Raw genomic sequence first — 22,366 nt, 5'->3', positions numbered from 1 at the left:
AAGCGCATATCTATGCATCAGCTGGGTCTGGCGATGGAGAACGGCCGAAGACCGCCGCAACCCGCCGCTCCGGCACAACCCATCCCCCGAGCCGTCGGTCTCGGCCACCGGCAGACCGTCGACGAGGGGGAACAGATGAAGCACCCGCAGACCAGACCGACACGACGTGTGAGGCTCCGTCTTCTCGCGGGGGCGCTCGCCGGCTGTGCCCTGGCAGTGGCCGGGACCGGGTCCGCGCAGGCCGTCTCCGACCAGCTGTGGATCAGCGTGCCGTCCGAGACCGTGCTGCCGGGGCCGGACGCGGACGGCAGCGCACCTGAGCGCCGGCTCACTGTGGACATCACCCACGACAACCTCGACAACGGTGTTCCGGCCGGGCAGCTGACCGTGGACGCGAGCGGGATCGGCTCCTTCGCGCAGGTGTCGTGGCCGGACAACTGCGTGCCCGAGTCGGCCACCAAGGCGAGCTGCGCCTTCCCGGAGATGCCGGCCGGGACGGAGAGCGTGACCGCCGCCCGGCTCGGGCTCAGCGCGCTGCCGGACGCGGACCTCAGCGCCTCGGGGTCCGTGCGCTACACGGCCACCGCCGGGGAGCTGACGTCGCACACCACGGAGACCCTGGTCACCCTCGGCAACGGACCGGATCTCGGACTCAGCCAGGCCGAGGACCAGCGGGGACTCAGGCCGGGCACGGACACCAGCGTGCGGGCGACGGTCGCCAACAGCGGCAACCGCGCCGTGGACCGGACACTGCTGTGGCTCAACGCCTCATACGGCCTGCGGTTCAAGGAGCGGCACACCAACTGCGAGTACCGGCAGCACGAGACCGGTACATCGGCGGTGTGCGTGCTGGACGAACCGGTGGCGCCGGGGCAGGAGTACGCGCTGGTGACCGAGCTGGGCGTCGGGCGGAAGGCGCTGTACGAGCGGTTCGACCACTCCGTCGAGCCGTATTCCGACGAGAGGCTGGAAGACATCCGCGGCGACTGGACGTGGACTCGGGGCACCGGCGCCGAGCTGGACCTGCTTCCGGTGACCGCGGCCGGGGACGACGACCTCGATCTGTCGGACAACGCACGGGCCGTGATGCTCGACGCCCGGAACACCGCGGACCTGAAGCTCATCGGCAGCCGGGTGACCGGCGCCGCCGGTGACACCGTTTCCGCCGGAGTGACCGTGCACAACCGCGGCCCGGCGTGGGTGGCATCGCTGGGCGCGGGCGCGCCCGTGACCATGGTGCGGTTCCAGGCGCCGGAGGGCACGACCGTCGTCGAGCTGCCCGAGGACTGCTATGTGCTGCCGCCGTCCGAGGAGGGTCCGTCCGCCACGACGTACTTCTGCTGGACGCCGATCTACCTGCACGACAAGGCGTCCTACACCATCGAGGTCCAGTTGCGGATCGACCGGGTGGTGCGCGGGGCACGCACCACCGTCGCCACCGTCATCGACGAAGCGGAGCTCGACATCCGCCGGTTCGATCCGAACCTGCGCAACAACAGGACGGCCATCGTCGTCAACTGACGGACGGCGCGGCCTCAGCGGGCCATCTCCTCCTTGAGGGCCGCCACGAACGCGTCCACGTCCTCCTCGGTGGTGTCGAAGGCGCACATCCAGCGGACGTCGCCCGCGGCCTCGTCCCAGAAGTAGAAGCGGAACCGCTTCTGCAGGCGCTCGCTCACGTCGTGCGGGAGGCGCGCGAACACGGCGTTGGACTGCACCGGATAGAGCAGTTCGACGCCGTGCACCGCGCGCACGCCCTCCGCGAGCCGCTGGGCCATCTCATTGGAGTGGCGGGCGTTGCGCAGCCACAGGTCCTTGGCGAACAGCGCCTCCAACTGCACCGACACGAAGCGCATCTTGGAAGCGAGCTGCATGGACAGCTTGCGCAGGTGCTTCATGTGGCTGACGGCGTCCTGGTTGATGACGACGACCGCCTCGCCGAACAGCGCGCCGTTCTTGGTCCCGCCCAGAGACAGGAGGTCTACGCCGACCGCGTCGGTGAAGGTCCGCAGGGGCATGTTGAGCGAGGCCGCCGCGTTGGCGAGGCGGGAGCCGTCGACGTGGACCTTCATGCCGTGCGCATGGGCGTGCTCGCAGATGGCGCGGATCTCGTCCGGCGTGTAGACGGTGCCGAGTTCGGTGCTCTGGGCGATCGAGACGACCTGCGGCATGGCCCGGTGCTCGTCGTCCCAGCCGTACGCCTGCCGGTCGATCAGCTCGGGGGTGAGCTTGCCGTCGGGTGTGGGCACGGTGAGCAGCTTCAGGCCGCCCATGCGCTCGGGGGCGCCGCCCTCGTCGACGTTGATGTGTGCGCTCTCGGCGCAGATCACCGCGCCCCAGCGGTCGGTGACCGCCTGGAGCGCGACGACGTTGGCGCCCGTGCCGTTGAAGACCGGGAAGGCCTCCGCGGTGGCGCCGAAGTGGCTGCGGATGATCCGCTGGAGGTTCTCGGTGTAGACGTCCTCGCCGTACGCGACCTGGTGCCCGCCGTTGGCCAGGGCCAGGGCGGCGAGCACCTCGGGGTGGGCCCCGGCGTAGTTGTCGCTGGCGAAACCGCGGAGCTCCGGGTCGTGATGGCGACGGGCGTCGGTCTTCGGAGGGTTCACGGCTTCTCGGTCAGCCACAGACGGTTTCCGTTCACTTCGGCGGCGGGCTTCTCCCAGACTTCGACGATGGCCTCGGCCAGGTCCTTGACGTCCGTGAAGCCCGCGAACTTCGCGTTGGGTCGCTCGGCGCGCATCGCGTCGTGCACCAGTGCCTTCACCACCAGGATCGCAGCCGCCGCGTTCGGGCCCTGCTCGCCCCCGGCCTTGCGGAAGTAGTCGGCCGTGGCCAGCGTCCACGCCTCGGCGGCGGCCTTGGCGGCGGCGTAGGCGGCGTTGCCCGCGGTGGGCTTGCTGGCGCCGGCCGCGCTGATCAGAAGGTACCGGCCGCGGTCGCTGCGCTGCAGGGCCTCGTGGAAGGCGAGGGAGGTGTGCTGCACGGTGCGGATCAGCAGCAGTTCGAGGAAGTCCCAGTCGTCGAGGTTGGTCCGGGTGAAGGTCTCGCTGCCGCGCCAGCCGCCGACGAGGTGGACCAGGCCGTCGACCCGGCCGAAGTCCTTCTCGATACGCGTGGCCCAGTCGTGGGTGGACTGGAGGTCGAGCAGATCGACCGTGTCACCGACGACGGTGGCACCGCCGTGTGCGTAACTGGCCGCGTCCACGGCCTCGGCCAGCCGCTCCGGATCGTTGTCCGAGCCGACGACGGTGGCACCCGCCTCGGCCAGCCTGAGCAGCGCCGCCCGCCCGGCGGGTCCACCCGCGCCGGCCACCGCGATCACCGCACCGCTGAGAGCTCCGTTCCCCATGATCTTCGCCTCCTGAGCAGCGTTTTTGGTGCGGTCGCTCACGCGGCGACCTGCTCGGCGGCGTCCGCCCGGATGCCCCGAGTCGAGGCAATCACGTTCTTCAGCTTCTTGGACAGCGCCTCATAGAACATGCTCAGGGGAAACTCGTCCGGAAGCACGTCATCGACGAGTTTGCGCGGCGGCAGGGTCAGGTCGAGGGCGTCGGGGCCCTTGGCCCACTTGGAGCCGGGGTGCGGAGCGAGGTAGGTGGAGACCAGCTCGTACCCCTTGAACCAGTGGACGAGCTTGGGGCGGTCGATGCCGTCCCGGTACAGCTGCTCGATGTCGGCGCACAGCTGGTTGGTGACCTGGGGTGCGCGCTCCCAGTCGATGGAGAGCTTGTTGTCGGTCCAGCGGACGACGTCGTGCCTGTGCAGGTAGGCGAAGAGGAGCTGGCCGCCGAGGCCGTCGTAGTTGCGGACGCGCTCGCCGGTGACCGGGAAGCGGAACATGCGGTCGAACAACACCGCGTACTGCACGTCACGGGCCTGCGGCACACCGTCCGCGGCCAGCTTCACGGCCTCCTTGAAGGCGGTGAGGTCGCAGCGCAGCTCTTCCAGGCCGTACATCCAGAACGGCTGGCGCTGCTTGATCATGAACGGGTCGAAGGGCAGGTCGCCATGGCTGTGAGTGCGGTCGTGGACCATGTCCCACAGGACGAAGGCCTCCTCGCAGCGCTTCTGGTCGTGGACCATGGCGGCGATGTCCTCGGGCAGCTCGAGGCCGAGGACGTCCACGGCGGCGGCGGTCACGCGGCGGAAGCGGGCGGCCTCACGGTCACAGAAGATGCCACCCCAGGAGAAGCGCTCGGGCGCCTCGCGCACGGCGATCGTCTCGGGGAAGAGGACGGCGGAGTTGGTGTCGTAACCGGCCGTGAAGTCCTCGAACTTGATGCCGCAGAACAGCGGGTTGTCATAGCGGGTGCGCTCCAGCTCGGCCAGCCAGTCCGGCCAGACCATGCGCAGGACGACCGCTTCGAGGTTGCGGTCGGGGTTGCCGTTCTGCGTGTACATCGGGAAGAGGACCAGATACTGGAGGCCGTCCGCGCGGTGTGCGGCGGGCTGGAACGCCAGCAGCGAGTCGAGGAAGTCCGGCACCCCGAACCCGCCGTCGGCCCAGCGGCGCAGATCCTCGACGAGGGCCTCGTGGTAGGCGCGGTCGTGCGGGAGCAGTGCGGAGAGCTCCGCGACGGCGTCGCTGATCCGGCGCACGACGCGTTCGGCGTCCGCGGGACCGGGGGCGCCCTCGGCCTCGAAGTCGATGGATCCGTCCTTGGACTGCCACGGCCGGATCCGCTCCACGGCATCCTTGAGCACGGGCCATGCCGGGTGCTCCACCACCCTGACCACCGAAGGACCCTGGTCCCCCGCACCCACCTGCACAAGAATTTCCGTCATGTCCCATCCTCCACGGGAGAACCTCTCGTAAGGACACCGTATGCATACGAGGTTTCTTCCAGCAAGGGGAGCCTCGGGAAATTATCCTGCGCACACCCCACTGTCACCGAACTTTTTCCCGCCTGATGCCGTGACGGCGATTACTTCGGCTGTGCACGGGCAGACGTGGCACGGGCGTCGGAGCCACCCGCGGTCAATCCGCGCAGGACTCGCCCACGCCCGGGTGACCGCACCCGGCGACGGCGGGCAGGTCCGCCATACGCGCCACGCCAATCCCCGGTGAACGCGCGGGTACATACCGGGGCAGGGCCATTAGGCTGCGGCACTGCCGCGCGAAACGTCCGTTCCGTTTCCGCGCGCCCGAGCCGCCGTCGACGGAAGCGAGTTGGAACCTTGAACTTCCTTACCATCGGTCACCGCGGAGTCATGGGTATCGAACCCGAGAACACCCTCCGTTCCTTCGTCGCCGCCGAGCACGCCGGCCTCGACGTCATCGAACTCGATCTGCACCTGAGCAAGGACGGCGCCCTCGTCGTCATGCATGACGCGGACGTGGACCGCACGACCGACGGAACCGGCCCGATCGCCGAGAAGACCCTCGCCGAGCTGCGCGCCCTGGACGCGGGCCGCGGGGAGCGCGTACCGGTCTTCGAGGAGGTCCTGGACGCGGTGAAGTGCCCGCTCCAGGCCGAGATCAAGGACGAGGCGGCGGCGCGGGCACTGTCCGAGGTCATGCACAGGCGGGATCTGGTCGCCCGGGTCGAGGTGTCCTCGTTCCACGACGAGGCGATCGCCGAGATCGCCCGCCTGGTGCCCGGCGTCCGCACCGCGCTCATCGCCAGCCGCTACGGCACCGACATCGTCGACCGCGCCGTCGAGGCCGGTGCGCGGACGATCTGCCTCAACATCCGCCGGCTCACCCTGGAGATCGTGGAGCACGCCAGGAAGGCGGACCTCAGGATCATCGGCTGGGTGGTGAACACCCAGGACCACCTGCGGCTCGTACGGGCTCTGGAGCTGGACGGCGCGACCACCGACTACCCGGAGATCAAACGCACCGGCCGCTTCACCGCGTGACGCTCAGCCCAGTTCCTTGACCAGCAGCTCGAACTGCAGGTCGTCGCGGAGCGGAATGCCGAACCGCTCGTCGCCGTACGGGAACGGAGACATCCGTCCCGTACGGCGGTAGCCGCGCCGCTCGTACCAGGCGATCAGGTCATTGCGTACGGAGAGCACGGTCATGTGCATCTCCGTGGCGCCCCACTCCTCGCGGACCGTGCGCTCCGCCTCGGCGATGATCACCTTGCCGAGGCCGTCGCCCTGGAGATCGGGGCTGACCGCGAACATCCCGAAGTAGGCGTGGTCACCGCGGTGTTCGAGCTGGCAGCAGGCGACGACCCGCCCGTCCCGCTCGACCGTGACCAGCCGGCTGTCGGGCGACTTGATCACGGCCCACACACCCTCCGGATCGGTCCGCTGCCCCTCGAGGATGTCCGCCTCCGTGGTCCATCCCGTCCTGCTGGAGTCACCGCGGTACGCCGACTCGATCAGTGCGACCAGCGCGTCCACATCGCTGTCGGCGGCGTCTCGGAACGTCAGTCCGTTGGCTGCGGTCTCCATGGAGTACGACTCCGATCTGCGGCGCGGCTCGGGCACCGACGAGGGTAGCCCAGCCACTAGGCTCCGGATGCATGGTGCACGTACTGAGCAGCCGGACCCTCCTGCGACCCACCGATCCCGAACGGTCCCGGCTCTTCTACGGCGAACAGCTGGGCCTGTCCGTCTACCGCGAGTTCGGTACGGGCCCGGAACGCGGCACGGTCTACTTCCTGGGCGGCGGCTTCCTGGAAATCTCCGGCCGCTCGGACACTCCGCCGTCTCCAGCCGTGCGGATGTGGCTCCAGGTCGAGGACGTGACCGCGGCGCACGAGGAGCTACGGACGAAGGGCGTCGACATCGTCCGGGAGCCGGTGAAGGAGCCGTGGGGCCTGATCGAGATGTGGGTGGCGGATCCGGACGGAACGCGAATCGTGCTGGTGGAGGTACCGGCGGACCACCCGATCCGCCACAGGCCGGGGATTTGAGCGCCCCGAAGGGGCGCGGGGCTGTATCAATATGCGGCTCCGCCGCGTGGGCGCGACCAGCCACAACGGACCCGCAGACGCTCGACGACCTAGCGCGGCACGCCGCGAAGCGCCCACCCACGATCGGTGCGGGTCAGTTCCCGGAACCCCGCCGAGCTCAGATGGTCGATCATCACGCGGTCGGCAGCCGCCTCGTACGCGAGCAGACGATCCGCACCACACAACCCCAGCCAATCCGCCGCCCGGGCAAGGAGCCGCCGCTCGATGCCCAGCCCATACCGGGCCGGCTCAACGTGCAGGTTGCCGATGTCGGCGAAGCCACCCGCGCGGGCGTGCCGTTCGGGGCGGGCCAGCGTCGTGTCGACCTCGATGAAGCCGAGAGGGGCGCCGTCGGCGTACGCGGTGAGACGCGTGCCGCACTCCCCCAACGTGCGCTCGACCGTGACGCCCGGCCAGGGCTCCGGCACCGGCAGGTCGGCCACCCGCGCGATCAGGATCACCTCGGTGTCCCCCGTGTGCCGGAAGCCGGCACGTTCGTAAACGGCCCGGATGTGCGGCCAGTTCCGGGGCAGGCCGTACACGACCGGGGCGGGCAGCTCGCCGCTCGCGTAGCAGGCACGGACGCCCCAGCGGGCCAGTTGGGCGAGACACGCACTCATCAGCAGATCGGCCGCCTCATCGGCGTCCGGCCAGAACGAGGCCGGCGGGTGGCAGACGAGCCAGTCGATCTCACCGATGTCCCGGTAGCACTCGCCCACTTCGGCGTCGGCGCGGTACCGCAGCAGATGCGCGGCGGCCACGACGTAGTCGCGCTGCTCGGCGACGAGCGTCACCCGCTCGGCCACCCACGGGTCGGTGATGAACTCGTCCGGCTGTCGCTCCAGGCTGCTGAGGACGGTGTTCACCGAGACGGAGACACCGGGTACGACGGCGGCGACATGCGCGTTGATCAGGTCGGTGAGCTGGTCGCGGTCGGCGCGGTGGAAGGGGCGCACGGTGGGCGCGGGCATGCAGGACCTCCGGAAGAACGGGTCGGACTGGAGGCCGCCATGCGATGCGGTACGGGGCCGAGGGTACGTCGACGGCGGCGCCGGGCACCAGTGGATTCGCGTCGGATGGCCGGGCACCTGGGCGAGGCATAGCGTGCTGGAGGGGGATCCCCGTGCCTGTGCTACGGAAGGATCGCCATGAAGCTCGACAAGCCGGTGCCCGGCGGACCCTGCTGGACCGAGCTGGGAACCGATGACCTGACGGCGCAGGGGGCGGTGTTCGGGGTCTACCGCGCGGGGGACGAGAGCTGATGCTCTGCGTGCTCCACCGAGATGCCCCCGCGTACACCCTTGCGCTCGTATGCGCGCCGCCTGCCCCGGGCATCTCCTGACCGAGTGGCCGCGACCGTCGACCGCGGAGGTGCGTGTGCACGGAACGGCTTCGTCCGGCTGGCTGCTGGTCATGCTGTGCGCGGCGACCGGCGCCTACTGCCTGCTGCGGATGCGCAGCAGCGTCGAGGAGCAGCGCCGTGCCGCGGGCGGTGAGGCGCTGATGGGCTTCGGCATGGCCGCGATGGCCGTACCGGCCGCGGTGTTCACGCCGCCTTCGTGGGCCTGGCCCGTGTACGCGGCCGTGTTCGGCGTGGCCGCGCTGCACGCGCTGTGGGCGGCACGGACGCACGCTCACCATCTGCACCACCTGGTCGGCGCCTCGGCCATGGTCTACATGGCGCTGGCGATGGCCGCCTCGCCGGGACGGCACGGCGATTCCGGGGTCCCGCTCGTCACGGCGGCGCTGCTGGCGTACTTCGTGGCGTACGTGCTGCTGTCCGGTGCCCGGCTGGTGCCCGTCGGCGCCGGTGGCGGGAGCGTGGGGTGGGGCGACCGGCCGGAGCTGGCGCGGGCGTGCCGGCTGTCGATGGGGATCGGGATGGTCGCGATGCTGCTGGCGCTGTGAGTACTGGCCGCATACGGCCGTGGTCTGCGTCACTTCGGCGTAGCAAGCCGTACCCCTGAGCGTTCCGCCGCTCATAGGGTGCTCCCATGATGGTCCCCGCGGCACTGTTGCTGCTCGGCGCCCTGACCGCCGTGGTCGCCCCTCGGCTGATCGCCCGGGCCGACTGGCCGGACCGTGAACCGGTGGTCGCCCTGTGGGTGTGGCAGTGCGTGGTGGCGGCCGTGCTCCTGTGCTGTGCGCTGTCGATGACGCTCAGCGCGGCGGCGGCCTGGCAGGCGGTCCGGGGCCATGTGTTCGCGCCCGCGCCGCACGCCGTCGTGGAGGCCTACGCCTTCGGTCCCACCGGCCCCTGGGCCGCCACGACCGCGGTGGCGCTCGCGCTGGGCGGGGTGTGGAGCGCGGCGATGCTGGTCCGCGAGGTCGCACGGGCACGCGCACGGCGACGTCAGCGGCGGGCCGAACTCCTCGTCCGCGCCCCACGGTTGCCCGGCGAGGGGCCCGAACATCACCGGCTGGTCGTCCTGGAGGGCGAGCGGCCCGACGCCTGGTGGTTGCCGGGGGCGCGGCCCCAACTGGTCGTCAGCACCGCCGCGTTGCGCCGACTGAAGGGCCGGCAGCTGGACGCCGTACTGGCCCATGAGGAAGGGCATGCGCAGGCGCGGCACGACTGGCTGCTGCACTGCTCCGCCGCGCTGGCGGGCGGGTTTCCGCAGGTGCCGGTGTTCGCCGCGTTCCGTGACGAGATGCACCGGTTGGTCGAACTCGCCGCCGACGACACGGCCTCCCGGCGCTTCGGCCGCCTGACCACCGCCCTGGCCCTGGTGGAACTCAACGAGGACCGGGGCGTGTTCGGCCACGGGTCCACCCCGCACACCCATGTGCCGCAGCGCGTGAACCGGCTGCTCACTCCCCCGGACCGGCTTTCGGCGGCCCGGCGGCTGCGGCTCACCGCGGCCGCCGCGCTGGTGCCGGTGGTGCCGGTGCTGGTGGCGTTCGTACCGGCGCTACGGACGCTGGGCTAGGGCCGGTAGGAAGGATCAGGAGACTGGAATCCCGTCCGTCGGCGACACCGGCCCCCTCGGAGCCCAGGAATTCGCCTCACGCCCCGCCATTCGGCGAGGATCACAGCATGCACACCTCGCCCGTCGACTCCCCGCCCCGCCCGCCCGGCGAGCGCGGCGCCCTGCGCTCCGCCGCCGCCCTGGCGGCGTCCTCCCTGCTGCTGCTCATCCTGGTCGCGGCGGAGTGGAGACCCCTGATCACGCTCGACGGCGACATCTCCCGGACCACCCACCGCTGGGCGGTCGACGGCCCCGGGGTCACACAGGCGTGCCGGATCCTCACGGACTGGGTGTGGGACCCGTGGACGATGCGCATCCTGTGCGCGGCCGTCGTGGTGTGGCTGATGTGGAGACGCAAGGCCTGGCGGACGGCTCTGTGGCTGGCGGCCACCGTGGCCCTGGGCACCCTGGTACAGCAGTCCCTGAAGGCGGCGGTCGGCCGGGCCCGCCCGGTCTGGCCCGACCCCGTCGACTCGGCCCACTACGCCGCGTTCCCCTCCGGCCACGCCATGACCGCCGCGGTGGTCTGCGGCGTCCTGCTGTGGCTCCTCCACTACTACGGCGTCGGCCGCGTCCTGTGGCGTACAGCGGTGGCGGTGGCAGTGATCTCCGTGGTCGGCGTCGGCCTGACCCGCGTATGGCTCGGCGTGCACTGGACCACGGACGTAGTCGGCGGCTGGCTCCTGGGCGCGACGCTGGTGGCACTGGCGGCGCTGGCGCACCGGCGGTGGATCGTCTGAGCAGGTCGGGCCAAGCCCACTCCGGTTCGGCAGCGCCCCATAGGGGCGCGGGGAACTGCGCGACCAGCCACAACGAGCCCGCAGACGCCCGACGACCCAACTCGGCACAGCCAGCGCAGCGCTCTCGTAGGATCACCCCATGACTGCCGTGCTGTTCGATTTCTCCGGGACCCTCTTCCGTGTCGAGTCCACCGAGTCCTGGCTGCGGGGTGCGCTCACCGAGGCCGGGATCGAGTTGCCGGAGCCGGAGTTGACCGAGACGGCGCAGGCGCTGGAGACGGCGGGGGCGCTGCCCGGCGGGGCCGATCCTCAGCGGCTGCCCACGGAGGTCGCCGAGGTGTGGGACGTCCGGGACCAGAGCTCGGAGCTGCACCGGGCGGCGTACACCGGGCTCTCCCGGCAGGTGCCGCTGCCCGACCCGGGGTTGCACGACGCGCTGTACGAACGCCATATGCTGCCCGCCGCGTGGGCGCCGTACCCCGATGCCGCGGAGGTCCTGCACACCCTGCGTGAGCGCGGAATCCCGGTCGGCGTGGTGAGCAACATCGGCTGGGATCTGCGCCCGGTGTTCCGCGAGCACGGCCTCGACCCGTACATCGACGTATACGTGCTGTCGTACGAGCACGGCATCAGGAAGCCGGACCCGCGGCTGTTCGCGACCGCCTGCGCGAAGCTCGGCGTCGCACCGGGGGACGCGCTCATGGTCGGTGACAACCGCCGTGCGGACGGCGGCGCGGCCGCGCTGGGCTGCGGGGTGCACTTCGTGGACCATCTGCCGGTGGCACTGCGGCCCGACGGCCTGCGGCCGGTGCTGGACCTGGTGGGCTGAGCCGGCCCGGACGTGGCCGCCTCCTCGGACGATCCCCCGCGTCGCCCGAGGAGGACGGCAGCACCGGACCAGCCCGCGGAAAGGGGCAGGTCCGGACGCGCCTGAGTATAGTTGGCTGCCAGCCAGTCAACGCAGGAGTTACAGCATGTCCCCGCGCAGCGCCTCGGTCAATGAAGAGTTGCGGCGGCGTTCCCGGGAGCGGCTTCTGCAGGCGGCGGTCGAGCTGGTCGGTGAGCACGGGTTCGAGGCGACGACGCTGGGCGACATCGCGGACAGAGCGGGCTCGGCGCGCGGCCTGGTGTCGTACTACTTCCCCGGCAAACGCCAGCTCGTGCAGTCCGCGGTGCACCGGCTGATGAACCGCACGCTGGAGGAGGCGCTGGAGCGCGAGCCGCGTACCGAGGACGGCCGGGAGCGGATGGCGCGGGCGATCGACGCGATCCTGGGCCTGGCCCGGGACCGGCCCGTGCTGATGCGCCAGCACATGGCCGGGCTGCTGCAGGCCGAGGGATTCATGCCGTGCCCGGAGCAGCGGCGGCTGGCCGAGCTGCTGCGGGACACCGTCGCCCGCAACGGCTCACAGGATGTCGACGCCGACTACCCGATGCTGCGCGCCCTGCTGATGGGCGCGGTCTACGCGGCGCTGGTGCCCGGTGCTCCGATGCCCCTGCCGGTGCTGCGGGCCGAGCTGTTCCAGCGCTACCGGCTGGACTGGGCGCTGGGCGTCCCGCCGGACACCGAGGTGGCGTCCGGCGGGACGGGTGACACGGATCTGTCACGGTTCTTCGCGACCGGCGAGCGGCCCGCAGATCAGTCGAAGTAGTCCGGCTGGGTCTGCACGTTGAGCTCGCTCATCCGCACCCACTTGGCCGGGTCGGTACGCCGGTCGTTGATCTTGAGGACGTCGAGTCCCTTGGCGATGTCGTTCGAGTAGATGTAGCCGTTGTAGTAGTACGCCGACCAGGAACCGGCCGTCGTGACCCTGTCCGTGGTCAGCGGGCCGCGCTCGAAGTAGGCGATCTCCTTCGGCTTGGCGGAGTTGGTGAAGTCCCAGACGGAGACGCCGCCCTGGTACCAGGCCTGGACCATGAGGTCCCTGCCCTTGACCGGGATCAGCGAGCCGTTGTGGGCCACGCAGACCTCGGTGTCCGCCTGGTGGCGGTCGATCTTGAAGTAGCTGCGGAAGACCAGCTTGCGCTTGTCGCCCTTGCCCACGAGGTCGTAGATGCCGTCGGCACCGCGGTTCGGGCCGATCTCCTCGTTGCAGGTGGCCGCTCCGCCGCCGCCCAGCTCGTCGGTGAAGATGACCTTGTTGGCCCTCTGGTTGAAGGTCGCCGAGTGCCAGAACGCGAAGTTGACGTTGTCCTGGACCCGGTCGATGACCTTCGGGTGCTCCGGGTCCGCGATGGAGAACAGGATGCCGTCGCCCATGCAGGCGCCCGCGGCGAGGTCCTCCGAGGGCAGCACGGTGATGTCGTGGCAGCCGGTGGTCTTCGAGACGCCGGGGTTGGTGGGCGCGCCCGGGTTGCCGCCGCCGTCGGGTCCCTCACCGGGGAAGAGGACCGGGAAGCCCACCATGGCGGCCTTCTCGGGGGCCTTGCGCGGGACCTTGATGACCGTGATGCCGTCGTGCGGTGGCTGGCAGTCGGGGTAGGTGGCGTTCGGCGAGTACGAGGAGACGTAGATGTAGACGTTCCGGCGCTCGGGCACCAGCGTGTGGGTGTGCGAGCCGCAGGCGGTCTCCACGGCGGCGACGTACCTCGGGTTGGCCTTGTCGCTGATGTCGAAGACCTTCATGCCCTCCCACGAGGACTTCTCGGTCGCGGGCTGCGTGGTGCTGCTGCAACTGCTGTCGCTGCGCGAGGAGTCGGTGGACAGGAAGAGCAGGTCGCCGGAGACCGAGATGTCGTTCTGCGAGCCGGGACACAGCACCTGGGAGACCGTCTTCGGGGCCTTCGGGTTGCTGATGTCGAAGATCCGGAAGCCGTCGTAGTTGCCGGCGAAGGCGTAGCGGCCCTGGAAGGCGAGGTCCGAATTGAGGCCGGGCAGCACGTCCTTGGGGACGTTCGCCACGTGCTGGATGTTGGCGGAGTGGACGATCTCGTCCTGGCCGGGTATCTCGCCACTCTCGAGGGACCGTCTCACCTCGGCCTGGGTGCTCTTGGAGACCTCCTTCTGCGCCGCCGGGCCGTCCCCCGGGTCGGGGGTCGCGGCCGCCGGACCGCCCGTGAGCAGCGCGGCCAGCAGCCCGACGGCGACAGCGCCGACTCCCAGGCGTCTGTGCCGCGTTCGGGGATCGTTCAACAGGATCACTGTTTCCTCCCTTGTTCCGTTCGCGTGAGAACGGTTCATGCACGTCGAAGTATTGTCTTGTGCATGCTCATACCAACAGAGGGACACAGACATGTAATGAAGCTTTTCAATCGATCGTTTACGGCTGCCCTGGCCGTCATCGCCGTTCTGGCGCTGGGAAGTTGCGACTCCGGATCCGACGCCGACTCCGCCCCGGAGAGCGGCCCCTCGGTGATCGTTCCGGGCAAGCCCGGCGAGGCGAACCACACGATGTCCGCCGAGGACGCCGCAGAGCAGCGCGCCGACGACGACTCCCCCAACGCCGCGGACGTGTCGTTCGCCCGCATGATGATCGAGCACCACTCCCAGGCCCTGGAGATGACCGAACTCGCCCCGGACCGCGCGGAGTCGACGAAGATCAAGAAGCTGGCGGAGCGGATCGCGGCCGCGCAGAAGCCGGAGATCGAGGGCATGAAGGGCTGGCTGAAGACACACGGCCAGAAGGAGACGGGCGGCGGACACGACCACGCCTCGATGCCCGGGATGGCGACCGAGGGTCAGCTCAGCAACTTGCGCAAGGCCAAGGGGAAAGCGTTCGACCAGCTCTTCATCACCCTCATGATCACCCATCACGAAGGGGCGGTCACCATGGCCACCGAGGTGAAGGCGCAGGGCAACAACGTACAGATCGAGGAGATGGCGGACGACACGGTCGCCCAGCAGACCAGCGAGATCAACCGGATGCGGGACCTGCCGTGAGCCGGACGCGCCTCAGCGGCGTGCGTGACGTGCCGTCAGGAATCCGGCGTCGCGGGCCTGGGCGATCAGACTGAGCGACCTGCGCCGGCCGTGCCCGGTCGCGCTCATCACCGCGAGCACGGGATCGACGCCCAACTCCTGTGCCGCGCGGTACTCCCGGGCCACCAGCCACTGCCCGGCGATGCCACGCGGCCAGGCAGGCCGGGCATGCCGTGAAGCCCCCGGCCCACCGGCCGGCTCCACCCCGCACACCTCGGACAGCGGGCCCTCGATCCACTCGGCGAGCACCGCCAGATCATCGAGGGACAAGGCCGGCTGGGCCCGCACGTCCTCGATACGGACCCCGACGCCGGACACCACGGCGAGCAGGTCGACCTGCGCACCGTCCGGGAACGCCAGCCGAACGCCCCACCAGGACGTCACGCCGGCGTCGTCCCCGTCGGCTCCGTCTTCCCGCACTTCCCACGCGGGCCACACGGACACCGCACCGTCCATCGGACAACGATCAGAAAGATCAAGAAAGGATGCTTCGAGCACACACGCAACGAAACCGCATGATCACATTCCATACGAAAGGACACGCACGCCCGTCCTCCGGTCAGCACCCTGTCAGCGGAGCATCCGCGGTGCGATGCTGGAAGTGTCAGCGATCTCCGACGGTCCTTCGGGGTAAGGAGTTCCGCCGTGCTTCGTGTCGCCGTCGTCGGCTCCGGGCCGAGCGGGGTCTACACCGCCCAGAGCCTCGTCCAGCTCCACTCCGACGTGCTCGTGGACGTCCTGGACCGGCTGCCGTGCCCGTACGGCCTGGTGCGCTACGGGGTGGCACCGGACCACGAGAAGATCAAGTCGCTGCAGAACAACCTCCGGGCGGTCCTGGAGGACGAGCGGGTGCGGTTCCTCGGTGGCGTCGAGGTGGGCCCCGGCGGAGTGCCGGCCGCGAGGCTGCGCGAGCTGTACCACGCGGTGGTGTACTGCGTGGGCGCCGCGACCGACCGGCATCTGGGCATCCCCGGCGAGGATCTGCCCGGCAGCTGGTCGGCCACCCAGTTCGTCTCCTGGTACAGCGCCCACCCGGACGCCACCGCCGACGGCTTCGTGCTCGGCGCACGCTCCGCGGTGGTCATCGGCGTCGGCAACGTGGCCGTGGACGTCACCCGGATGCTGGCCCGCGGCCAGGCCGAGCTGAGCCCCACCGACATGCCACAGGCGGCCCTGACCGCACTGGCGGCGAGCCGGGTGACCGAGATCAGCATGGTCGGCCGCCGCGGCCCTTCCCAGGCCCGCTTCACCACCAAGGAGCTCCGCGAACTCGGCGCCCTCCCGGACACCGAAGTGCGGGTCGATCCGGCCGAGTTGGCACTGGACCCGGCCTACGCCGACCCCTCCGGCCTGCCCGCGGCGAACCGCCGCAACGTGGAGGTGCTGCGCGGCTGGGCCGAGACCCCGGCGAAGGACGCCCAGCACCACATCCGGCTGCGCTTCTTCCTGCGCCCCGTCGAACTCCTCGCCGAAGCCGGCCGCGTGGGCGCGGTGCGCTTCGAGCGGACACGGCCCGACGACCACGGCGGCGTGACGGGCACCGGCCACTACGAGGACATCGAGGCCCAGCTGGTCCTGCGTTCGGTCGGCTATCGCGGCGTCCCTCTGGAGGGCCTCCCCTTCGACACGACGACCGGCACGGTGCCCCATCTCGCCGGCCGCGTACTCCGCGAGGACCTCGTCGCGCCGGGCGAGTACGTGGCGGGCTGGATCAAACGAGGCCCCACAGGCGTCATCGGCACGAACCGTCCGGACGCCAAGGAGACGGTGACATCCCTGATCGAGGACGCCGACGTACTCGTACAAAGGGATCTGCCCGAGGATCCGCTGACGGCACTGCGCGCCGAGGGGATCGAGCCGGTGGAATGGACGGGTTGGCAGGCGATCGAGCGGGCAGAGGCGGAGCTGGGTGCGTCACTCGGCAGGGGCGTGGTGAAGCTCCCCGACTGGCAGTCACTGATGAACGCCGCGCACAACAGCGCCCCGTAAGGGGTGCGGGGCTGTATCAATATGCGGCTCCGCCGCGTGGGCGCGACCAGCCACACACAACCCGCACCAAGCAACGACGCAGCAACACCCCCGAAATCAACAAACTGTTCAAGGAGCCTACGGTCCCGTCCATGACCGAAACTGCGCCCGTACACCCCGTCGACCAGATCCCGCCCAAACGCCACCTCCTCGCCTTCGGCCTCCAACACGTCCTCGCGATGTACGCCGGCGCCGTGGCCGTCCCCCTGATCGTCGGCGGAGCCATGAAACTGTCGCCCGCGGACCTGGCGTATCTGATCACCGCCGACCTGCTGGTATGCGGAATCGCCACGCTCATCCAGTGCATCGGCTTCTGGCGCTTCGGCGTACGACTGCCGATCATGCAGGGCTGTACGTTCGCGGCCGTGTCCCCGATGGTGCTGATCGGCACGACGGGCGGCGGACTGCCCGCGATCTACGGCGCCGTGATCGTCGCGGGCCTGGCGATCATGCTGCTCGCGCCGGTCTTCGGCAGACTGCTGCGGTTCTTCCCGCCGCTGGTCACCGGCACGGTGATCCTGATCATCGGCATCTCACTGCTGCCGGTGGCGGGCAACTGGGCCGCGGGCGGCGCCGGTTCGACGGACTTCGGGGAACCGAAGAACCTCGCGCTGGCCGGTTTCGTCCTGCTGGTGGTGCTGGCCGTGCAGCGGTTCGCGCCGGTGTTCCTGAGCCGGATCGCGGTGCTGGTCGGCATCGTGGTGGGCCTCGCGGTCGCGGTGCCCTTCGGCTTCACGGACTTCGGCGGGGTCGGGGACGCCGACTGGGTCGGCATCAGCACGCCGTTCCACTTCGGCGCGCCCACCTTCGAGGCGTCGGCGATCATCTCGATGCTGGTGGTGGCGCTGGTGACGATGACCGAGACGACCGGTGACCTGATCGCGGTCGGCGAGATGACGGACCGCAAGGTCGAGCCGCGCTCCCTCTCCGACGGCCTGCGCGCCGACGGCTTCTCCACGGTCCTCGGTGGCGTCTTCAACACGTTCCCGTACACGGCGTACGCACAGAACGTCGGGCTCGTCGGCATGACGCGGGTGCGCAGCCGCTGGGTCGTGGCGGCCGCGGGCGGCATGCTCGTGCTGCTCGGCCTGCTGCCCAAGCTGGGCGCGGTGGTGGCGGCGATACCGGCGCCGGTGCTCGGCGGCGCGGGTCTGGTGATGTTCGGGACGGTCGCGGCGAGCGGGCTGCGGACGCTGGCCCAGGTCGGCTTCAAGGGCAACGACAACCTGACGGTGGTGGCCGTCTCGGTCGCCATGGGCGTGCTGCCGGTCGGCGTGCCGACGATCTACGAGAAGTTCCCGGACTGGTTCCAGACGGTGATGAACAGCGGCATCAGCGCGGGCTGTCTCACCGCGATCGTGCTGAACCTGCTCTTCAACCACCTTCCCGCACGGGCCGGTTCAGCCGCCGAGGCGGACGGCCTGCCGGGCGGCGGCGTCCAGAAGGGTGTCGAGAAGCCCCGGGAAGAGGCCGTCTAGGTCGTCCCGGCGCAGGCCGTTCATCTTTGCTGTGCCCCGGTAGATCTGCCGGATCACGCCGCTCTCGCGCAGCACCCGGAAGTGGTGCGTGGTCGTGGACTTGGTGACCGGCAGGTCGAAGCGCGAACAGGAGAGCTCGCCGCCGTCGGTGGCGAGCTCTCGCACGATCTGCAACCGCATCGGGTCGGAGAGCGCATGCAGGATGCCCTCCAGCCGGATCTCGTCGCGCGCCGGGTGCGGAAGATCGCGGCTGGTGGTGGCGGCGGTGGTCACGGCGGCTCCAGTTCGTCGGGCGGAATTCCATTGTACGAAGGGTCTCGTAGTTTGACACTTCCCGTACTACGATGCCTATCGTACGAGTCGTCCATCGACCCCGTGACGATTGGAGCAGCTCGCCATGAGCGCCCTCTTCCAGCCTTTCCGCCTGCGCGATGTGACCGTCCCGAACCGGGTCTGGATGGCCCCGATGTGCCAGTACTCGGCCGCACCGGAGGGCCCGGACACCGGGGCACCGAACGACTGGCACTTCGCCCACTACGCGGCGCGCGCGGCCGGCGGCACGGGCCTGATCCTGGTCGAGGCGACCGCCGTCAGCGCCGAGGGCCGGATCTCCCCGTACGACCTGGGCATCTGGAACGACACGCAGGTCGAGGCGTTCCGCCGGATCACGCGCTTCCTGGTGTCGCAGGGCACGGTGCCCGGGATCCAGCTCGCGCACGGCGGCCGCAAGGCGTCGACCGACCAGCCCTGGAAGGGCGGGGCGCCGGTGGGGCCGGAGACGTACGGCTGGCAGCCGGTGGCGCCGAGCCCGGTCGCGTTCGACGAGCGGCACCCGGTGCCGGACGAGTTGACGGTGGCTCAGATTCACGAGGTCGTCGGCCAGTTCGCTGACGCCGCACGCCGCGCTCTCGCCGCCGGCTTCGAGGTCGCCGAGATCCACGGCGCCCACGGCTACCTGATCAACGAGTTCCTCTCGCCCCACTCCAACCACCGCACGGACGCGTACGGCGGCTCGTACGAGAACCGCACCCGTTTCGCCCTCGAGGTCGTCGACGCCGTGCGGGACGTGTGGCCGGACGACAAGCCGCTGTTCTTCCGCATCTCGGCGACCGACTGGCTGGAGGACGGCGGCTGGACCGCTGACGACACCGTCCGTTTCGCCGCCGACCTCCAGGCCCACGGCATCGACCTGCTCGACGTCTCCACCGGCGGCAACGCCTCCGGCGTCCGCATCCCGACCGGCCCCGGCTACCAGGTGCCGTTCGCCGCCCGCGTCAAGGCGGAGACGAGCCTGTCCGTCGCCGCCGTGGGCCTGATCACCGAGGCCGAACAGGCCGAGAAGATCCTCGCCAACGACGAGGCCGACGCGGTGCTGCTCGGCCGTGAGCTGCTGCGGAACCCGTCCTGGGCGCGGCACGCGGCGCGCGAGCTGGGTGCGGACGTCCACGTACCGGACCAGTATCACCGCTCGGTCTGACCGGCCCTGAGGGTTCCCTCCTCCCCGGGGAGTACGGCAACCCCCGGGGACTGCTCCGCCAAGGTCAGGGGCGGTGCCTACCCGGGCACGATGTGCCGGACTCGGCCGACGGCGAGGGTGGTGGCATCACAAACGCATCAGAGACGAGGAGGCGGGCCATGAACCGCCAGACCCGCATCCGCCCCACCCGCCGCCCCACCCGCCCGCGCGAGACGACGATCGACCGGAGGACACCCTCGGGTCGTCTGCTGCCCTATTAAGCCCGTACGACCGCGCTGGTGGGCGCGGTCGTACGGGCTTGGGGCTCGGTCAGCTGTTTGCGATGCCGAAGAAGGTCAGCACGCGAGCGGCCATACCGGGGGCGTACAGGTCGGGGTGGCCGACGCCCTGGAGGCTGATGCCTTCGACGGGAGCCTGGTCACCGGTACCGCCGTAGCGGGTGCGGGTCCAGGTGGACTGGGGCGAGTCCGTGGCAGCCGGCTCCTGACCGACACCGAGCACGTTCGTCCACTGCTCGATCTGCTCCTTGAAGTTGGGGTAGCACAGCACGTCGTCCTCGGTGCCGTGCCACACCTGCATCCGCGGCCGGGGTCCGTCGTAACCGGGATACGCGGCACGCACGAGGTCGCCCCACTCCTGCGGCGTGCGGTCGATGTCGCCGTTCGCGCACGGATGGTTCCACCCGGTGCCGTCGGCGTTGGCGAAGCAGCCGAACGGCACACCGGCGAAGGAGGCGCCCGCCTTGAACACATCGGGGTAGACCGCCAGCAGGACGTTCGTCATCATCCCGCCCGAGGAGATGCCGGTGGCGAAGATCCGGCTCGTATCGGCGTCATACATCCGGGTCACCCAGTCGACCATGGACTTGATGCCCACCGGGTCGCTGCCGCCACCTCGGCGCAGGGCCTCGGGTGAGGCGACGTCGAAGCACTTGGTGTCACGGGTGACCGACGGGTAGACGACGATGTACCCATGCTGGTCGGCGAGCGAGGCGTACTCGGTGGTGGAGTGCATCAGCGGGCCGGAGCCCCCGCACCAGTGCGGGGCCACCACGACGGCCGGCTTGTCGGCCACGTTGTCCGGAACGTAGACGTACATCTGCAGGTTGCTGGGGTTCTCGCCGAAGCCGGTGACCTCGTTGAGCGCCGCGGTGGGCTCGTCGACGCGGGCGTCGGCCGGGGGTGCGGCGATGAGCGCTGCCGCGAGCATTCCGCAGAGTGCGGCGAGCATGGTGCGAAGTGGTCTGCGCTTGGTAGTGGCAGGCAAGACGGTCATCCCTTCGTGATGGCGGCTCGTGGGGCTGTCGACAGGGGGATCGGCAGGGAAGCGGGCGCTTCCGTGCGGCGACTTCGACAGTTCCCTCGCTGAGCAGGGGTGTCCGAATGTGTTGTGCGCAAAGCGTGGAGCGGAGCGCCGATCTCGTGGGTGCAGTTCAGCAAACTGACCGTCAGGTAGCTCTCTCAGGCGAAATCAGTCAGCATTCCCAGCTTGGCGTTCTACATCCCGTACGTCATTCACGTACATGACCAGCCGCGGCCACCCGAAGGGACGCACCCGTATGCGTCCAGGCTTACCGGCTCAGCCGTACCACCGCCCGCTCCAGCTCCGGCATCACCCGCTGTCCGGTCACCGCCAGTGCGATGGCCGCCACGACGCCGGCCCAGGCGACCGGGCCCAGCGGTGTGCAGCCGAGGGCGTTGCTCACGCCCGGGGTCTGTACCAGCAGGACGAGGGCGGCCGCGGAGCCGAAGGAGGTGACGCGGACCAGCGGGGAGCCGCTGCGGTCGGCCAGGGTCTGGGCGAGCTGGGTGCCGACGACCGCGCACAGGGCCATCGTCGTGGTCCGGCGGGCCGACCCCGGCGTGAACCGGCCGATGAGCCAGGCCGCGACCGCGCCCAGGCAGGTCGTCAGCGCCCGGTGGCGGATCTGCCGCATCAGCGGTGTGCCGAGCAGGGTCTTGCCCAGCGGCGCGCTGACGTCGGACTCCCCCTCCTTCTGGGGTGTCACCGCCACCGCCATCGCCGGGAACAGGTCCGTGAACAGGTTCACCAGCAGCATCTGACGGGTGGACAGCGGCGCGGCGCCGGCGAGCAGCGTGCCCAGGATCCCGAAGCCGACCTCACCCGCGTTGCCGCCGATCAGGATGGCGATCGCGTCGGCAACGCTGTGCCACAGGGCGCGGCCCTCGACCACGGCCTCGACGAGCACTGTGAGGTCGTCGTGGGTGAGCACCAGGTCGGCGGCGTTGCGGGCGGCGGCCGAGCCGCGGGCGCTGATGCCTACGCCGATGTCGGCGGCGCGGATGGCGGCCGCGTCGTTGGCGCCGTCGCCGACCATGCCGACCACCCGGCCCGCGTCCATCAGGGCCTCGACGACCTGGAGCTTCTGCTCGGGCGCGACGCGGGCCACGACGTCCACGTCCCGCAGCATCCGGGCGCGCTCGGAGCGGTCCGCGGCGGCCAGTTCGTCGCCGGTGACGACGGCCGTGTCGTCGGGCCAGCCCAGCTCGATGGCGATCGCCCGCGCCGTCTGCGGATGGTCGCCGGTCAGCATGACGGGTCGTACGCCCGCCTCACGCAGGCCGTGGACCAGGGCGGTGGATGTCTCGCGCGGTACGTCGGCGAGCGCGAGCAGACCGGTGAACTCCAGCTCCGACAGGGGCTCTTCGCAGACGTCCGCGTCCTTCTCGTCGTCGCGCAGGCGCCGTCGCGCGACCGCGAGGACGCGCAGTCCGTCGCGGGCCAGCGACTGCGCCGTACGGGAGGCGTGTTCGGGCAGGTCGCGGCAGGCGGGCAGGACGATCTCCGGGGCGCCTTTGACCACGAACTCCCGTGTTCCGTCGGCCG

The 22,366-nt window shown here is 70.4% G+C and carries 21 protein-coding genes and 1 pseudogene; 12 read left to right on the top strand and 10 right to left on the bottom strand.

Annotated features, from left to right (window positions below):
- The first annotated feature begins 168 nt into the window (after nt 1-168).
- Nucleotides 169-1,521, top strand: coding sequence for a hypothetical protein (locus ACTWQO_RS05265; protein WP_443236026.1), 1,353 nt, complete (start codon nt 169-171; stop codon nt 1,519-1,521).
- A 14-nt stretch (nt 1,522-1,535) separates the two neighbouring features.
- Here ACTWQO_RS05265 and ACTWQO_RS05260 read toward each other — a convergent pair whose 3' ends face one another.
- From ACTWQO_RS05260 to ACTWQO_RS05250, 3 genes are read right to left on the bottom strand one after another with little or no spacing between them, the layout of a single operon-like run.
- Nucleotides 1,536-2,606, bottom strand: a complete 1,071-nt coding sequence (locus ACTWQO_RS05260; protein WP_443236025.1) for a threonine aldolase family protein — start codon at nt 2,604-2,606, stop codon at nt 1,536-1,538.
- A complete protein-coding gene (locus ACTWQO_RS05255; RefSeq protein ID WP_443236024.1) occupies nt 2,603-3,349 on the bottom strand; it encodes an SDR family NAD(P)-dependent oxidoreductase in 747 nt (248 codons plus the stop codon). Before ACTWQO_RS05255 ends, ACTWQO_RS05260 begins: the two co-directional genes overlap by 4 nt.
- Before the next feature lie 38 nt (nt 3,350-3,387).
- The gene (locus ACTWQO_RS05250; RefSeq protein ID WP_443236023.1) at nt 3,388-4,785 is read right to left on the bottom strand and encodes a DUF6421 family protein; all 1,398 of its coding nucleotides are present in this window, start codon (nt 4,783-4,785) and stop codon (nt 3,388-3,390) included.
- A 393-nt stretch (nt 4,786-5,178) separates the two neighbouring features.
- Between ACTWQO_RS05250 and ACTWQO_RS05245 the strand changes: the two genes are divergently transcribed.
- Entirely contained in the window at nt 5,179-5,862 is a 684-nt protein-coding gene (locus ACTWQO_RS05245; protein ID WP_443236022.1) for a glycerophosphodiester phosphodiesterase, read from the top strand.
- Nucleotides 5,863-5,865: 3 nt separating this feature from the next.
- Here the strand turns inward: ACTWQO_RS05245 and ACTWQO_RS05240 are convergent, their stop codons facing one another.
- Nucleotides 5,866-6,405 carry a GNAT family N-acetyltransferase gene (locus tag ACTWQO_RS05240; RefSeq protein WP_443236021.1) on the bottom strand — a complete coding sequence of 180 codons (540 nt, stop codon included), beginning with the start codon at nt 6,403-6,405 and terminating at the stop codon, nt 5,866-5,868.
- Nucleotides 6,406-6,476: 71 nt separating this feature from the next.
- Here ACTWQO_RS05240 and ACTWQO_RS05235 point away from each other — a divergent pair, with 71 nt between their 5' ends.
- Entirely contained in the window at nt 6,477-6,869 is a 393-nt protein-coding gene (locus ACTWQO_RS05235) for a VOC family protein (RefSeq protein WP_443236020.1), read from the top strand.
- A gap of 89 nt (nt 6,870-6,958) precedes the next feature.
- Here the strand turns inward: ACTWQO_RS05235 and ACTWQO_RS05230 are convergent, their stop codons facing one another.
- A complete protein-coding gene (locus ACTWQO_RS05230; protein WP_443236019.1) occupies nt 6,959-7,879 on the bottom strand; it encodes a GNAT family N-acetyltransferase in 921 nt (306 codons plus the stop codon).
- A 406-nt stretch (nt 7,880-8,285) separates the two neighbouring features.
- On the opposite strand from ACTWQO_RS05230, the gene ACTWQO_RS05225 reads away from it, so the two are divergent.
- From ACTWQO_RS05225 to ACTWQO_RS05205, 5 genes are all read left to right on the top strand, one after another.
- The gene (locus tag ACTWQO_RS05225) at nt 8,286-8,816 is read left to right on the top strand and encodes a DUF5134 domain-containing protein (RefSeq protein ID WP_443236018.1); all 531 of its coding nucleotides are present in this window, start codon (nt 8,286-8,288) and stop codon (nt 8,814-8,816) included.
- An 86-nt stretch (nt 8,817-8,902) separates the two neighbouring features.
- Nucleotides 8,903-9,838, top strand: a complete 936-nt coding sequence (locus ACTWQO_RS05220) for a M56 family metallopeptidase (protein ID WP_443236017.1) — start codon at nt 8,903-8,905, stop codon at nt 9,836-9,838.
- A 107-nt stretch (nt 9,839-9,945) separates the two neighbouring features.
- Entirely contained in the window at nt 9,946-10,617 is a 672-nt protein-coding gene (locus ACTWQO_RS05215; RefSeq protein WP_443236016.1) for a phosphatase PAP2 family protein, read from the top strand.
- Nucleotides 10,618-10,756: 139 nt separating this feature from the next.
- Complete coding sequence (locus ACTWQO_RS05210) at nt 10,757-11,446, top strand: HAD family hydrolase (protein ID WP_443236015.1); 690 nt, start codon at nt 10,757-10,759, stop codon at nt 11,444-11,446.
- A 145-nt stretch (nt 11,447-11,591) separates the two neighbouring features.
- Nucleotides 11,592-12,269, top strand: coding sequence for a TetR/AcrR family transcriptional regulator (locus ACTWQO_RS05205; RefSeq protein ID WP_443236014.1), 678 nt, complete (start codon nt 11,592-11,594; stop codon nt 12,267-12,269).
- Here ACTWQO_RS05205 and ACTWQO_RS05200 read toward each other — a convergent pair.
- Nucleotides 12,257-13,759, bottom strand: coding sequence for an LVIVD repeat-containing protein (locus ACTWQO_RS05200; RefSeq protein WP_443236013.1), 1,503 nt, complete (start codon nt 13,757-13,759; stop codon nt 12,257-12,259). The two genes, ACTWQO_RS05205 and ACTWQO_RS05200, sit on opposite strands and share 13 nt — an antisense overlap.
- 96 nt (nt 13,760-13,855) lie before the next feature.
- Between ACTWQO_RS05200 and ACTWQO_RS05195 the strand changes: the two genes are divergently transcribed.
- The gene (locus ACTWQO_RS05195) at nt 13,856-14,497 is read left to right on the top strand and encodes a DUF305 domain-containing protein (RefSeq protein ID WP_443236012.1); all 642 of its coding nucleotides are present in this window, start codon (nt 13,856-13,858) and stop codon (nt 14,495-14,497) included.
- 12 nt (nt 14,498-14,509) lie between these two features.
- Here the strand turns inward: ACTWQO_RS05195 and ACTWQO_RS05190 are convergent, their stop codons facing one another.
- Nucleotides 14,510-14,980 carry a DUF6214 family protein gene (locus ACTWQO_RS05190; RefSeq protein WP_443236230.1) on the bottom strand — a complete coding sequence of 157 codons (471 nt, stop codon included), beginning with the start codon at nt 14,978-14,980 and terminating at the stop codon, nt 14,510-14,512.
- A 201-nt stretch (nt 14,981-15,181) separates the two neighbouring features.
- Between ACTWQO_RS05190 and ACTWQO_RS05185 the strand changes: the two genes are divergently transcribed.
- Together ACTWQO_RS05185 and ACTWQO_RS05180 are read left to right on the top strand one after the other, a co-directional pair.
- The gene (locus ACTWQO_RS05185) at nt 15,182-16,525 is read left to right on the top strand and encodes an FAD-dependent oxidoreductase (protein ID WP_443236011.1); all 1,344 of its coding nucleotides are present in this window, start codon (nt 15,182-15,184) and stop codon (nt 16,523-16,525) included.
- A gap of 131 nt (nt 16,526-16,656) precedes the next feature.
- Complete coding sequence (locus ACTWQO_RS05180) at nt 16,657-18,042, top strand: nucleobase:cation symporter-2 family protein (RefSeq protein WP_443236010.1); 1,386 nt, start codon at nt 16,657-16,659, stop codon at nt 18,040-18,042.
- Here ACTWQO_RS05180 and ACTWQO_RS05175 read toward each other — a convergent pair.
- Entirely contained in the window at nt 17,965-18,315 is a 351-nt protein-coding gene (locus ACTWQO_RS05175; RefSeq protein WP_301977806.1) for an ArsR/SmtB family transcription factor, read from the bottom strand. The two genes, ACTWQO_RS05180 and ACTWQO_RS05175, sit on opposite strands and share 78 nt — an antisense overlap.
- A gap of 124 nt (nt 18,316-18,439) precedes the next feature.
- Here ACTWQO_RS05175 and ACTWQO_RS05170 point away from each other — a divergent pair, with 124 nt between their 5' ends.
- Nucleotides 18,440-19,519: an NADH:flavin oxidoreductase/NADH oxidase gene (locus ACTWQO_RS05170; RefSeq protein ID WP_443236009.1), complete on the top strand. Its 1,080-nt coding sequence runs from the start codon at nt 18,440-18,442 to the stop codon at nt 19,517-19,519.
- 321 nt (nt 19,520-19,840) lie between these two features.
- Here the strand turns inward: ACTWQO_RS05170 and ACTWQO_RS05165 are convergent.
- Both ACTWQO_RS05165 and ACTWQO_RS05160 read right to left on the bottom strand, forming a co-directional pair.
- A pseudogene (locus ACTWQO_RS05165) lies at nt 19,841-20,794 on the bottom strand (extracellular catalytic domain type 1 short-chain-length polyhydroxyalkanoate depolymerase); the annotation flags it as partial.
- Nucleotides 20,795-21,089: 295 nt separating this feature from the next.
- Nucleotides 21,090-22,366, bottom strand: a 1,277-nt coding sequence (locus ACTWQO_RS05160; RefSeq protein WP_443236008.1) for a cation-translocating P-type ATPase, incomplete at its 5' end; no start/stop codon positions are given.

It is taken from the genome of Streptomyces sp. 4N124 (genome assembly GCF_052245395.1).
Lineage (GTDB): Bacteria > Actinomycetota > Actinomycetes > Streptomycetales > Streptomycetaceae > Streptomyces.
This window is presented reverse-complemented; position numbering and strand designations above follow the sequence as displayed.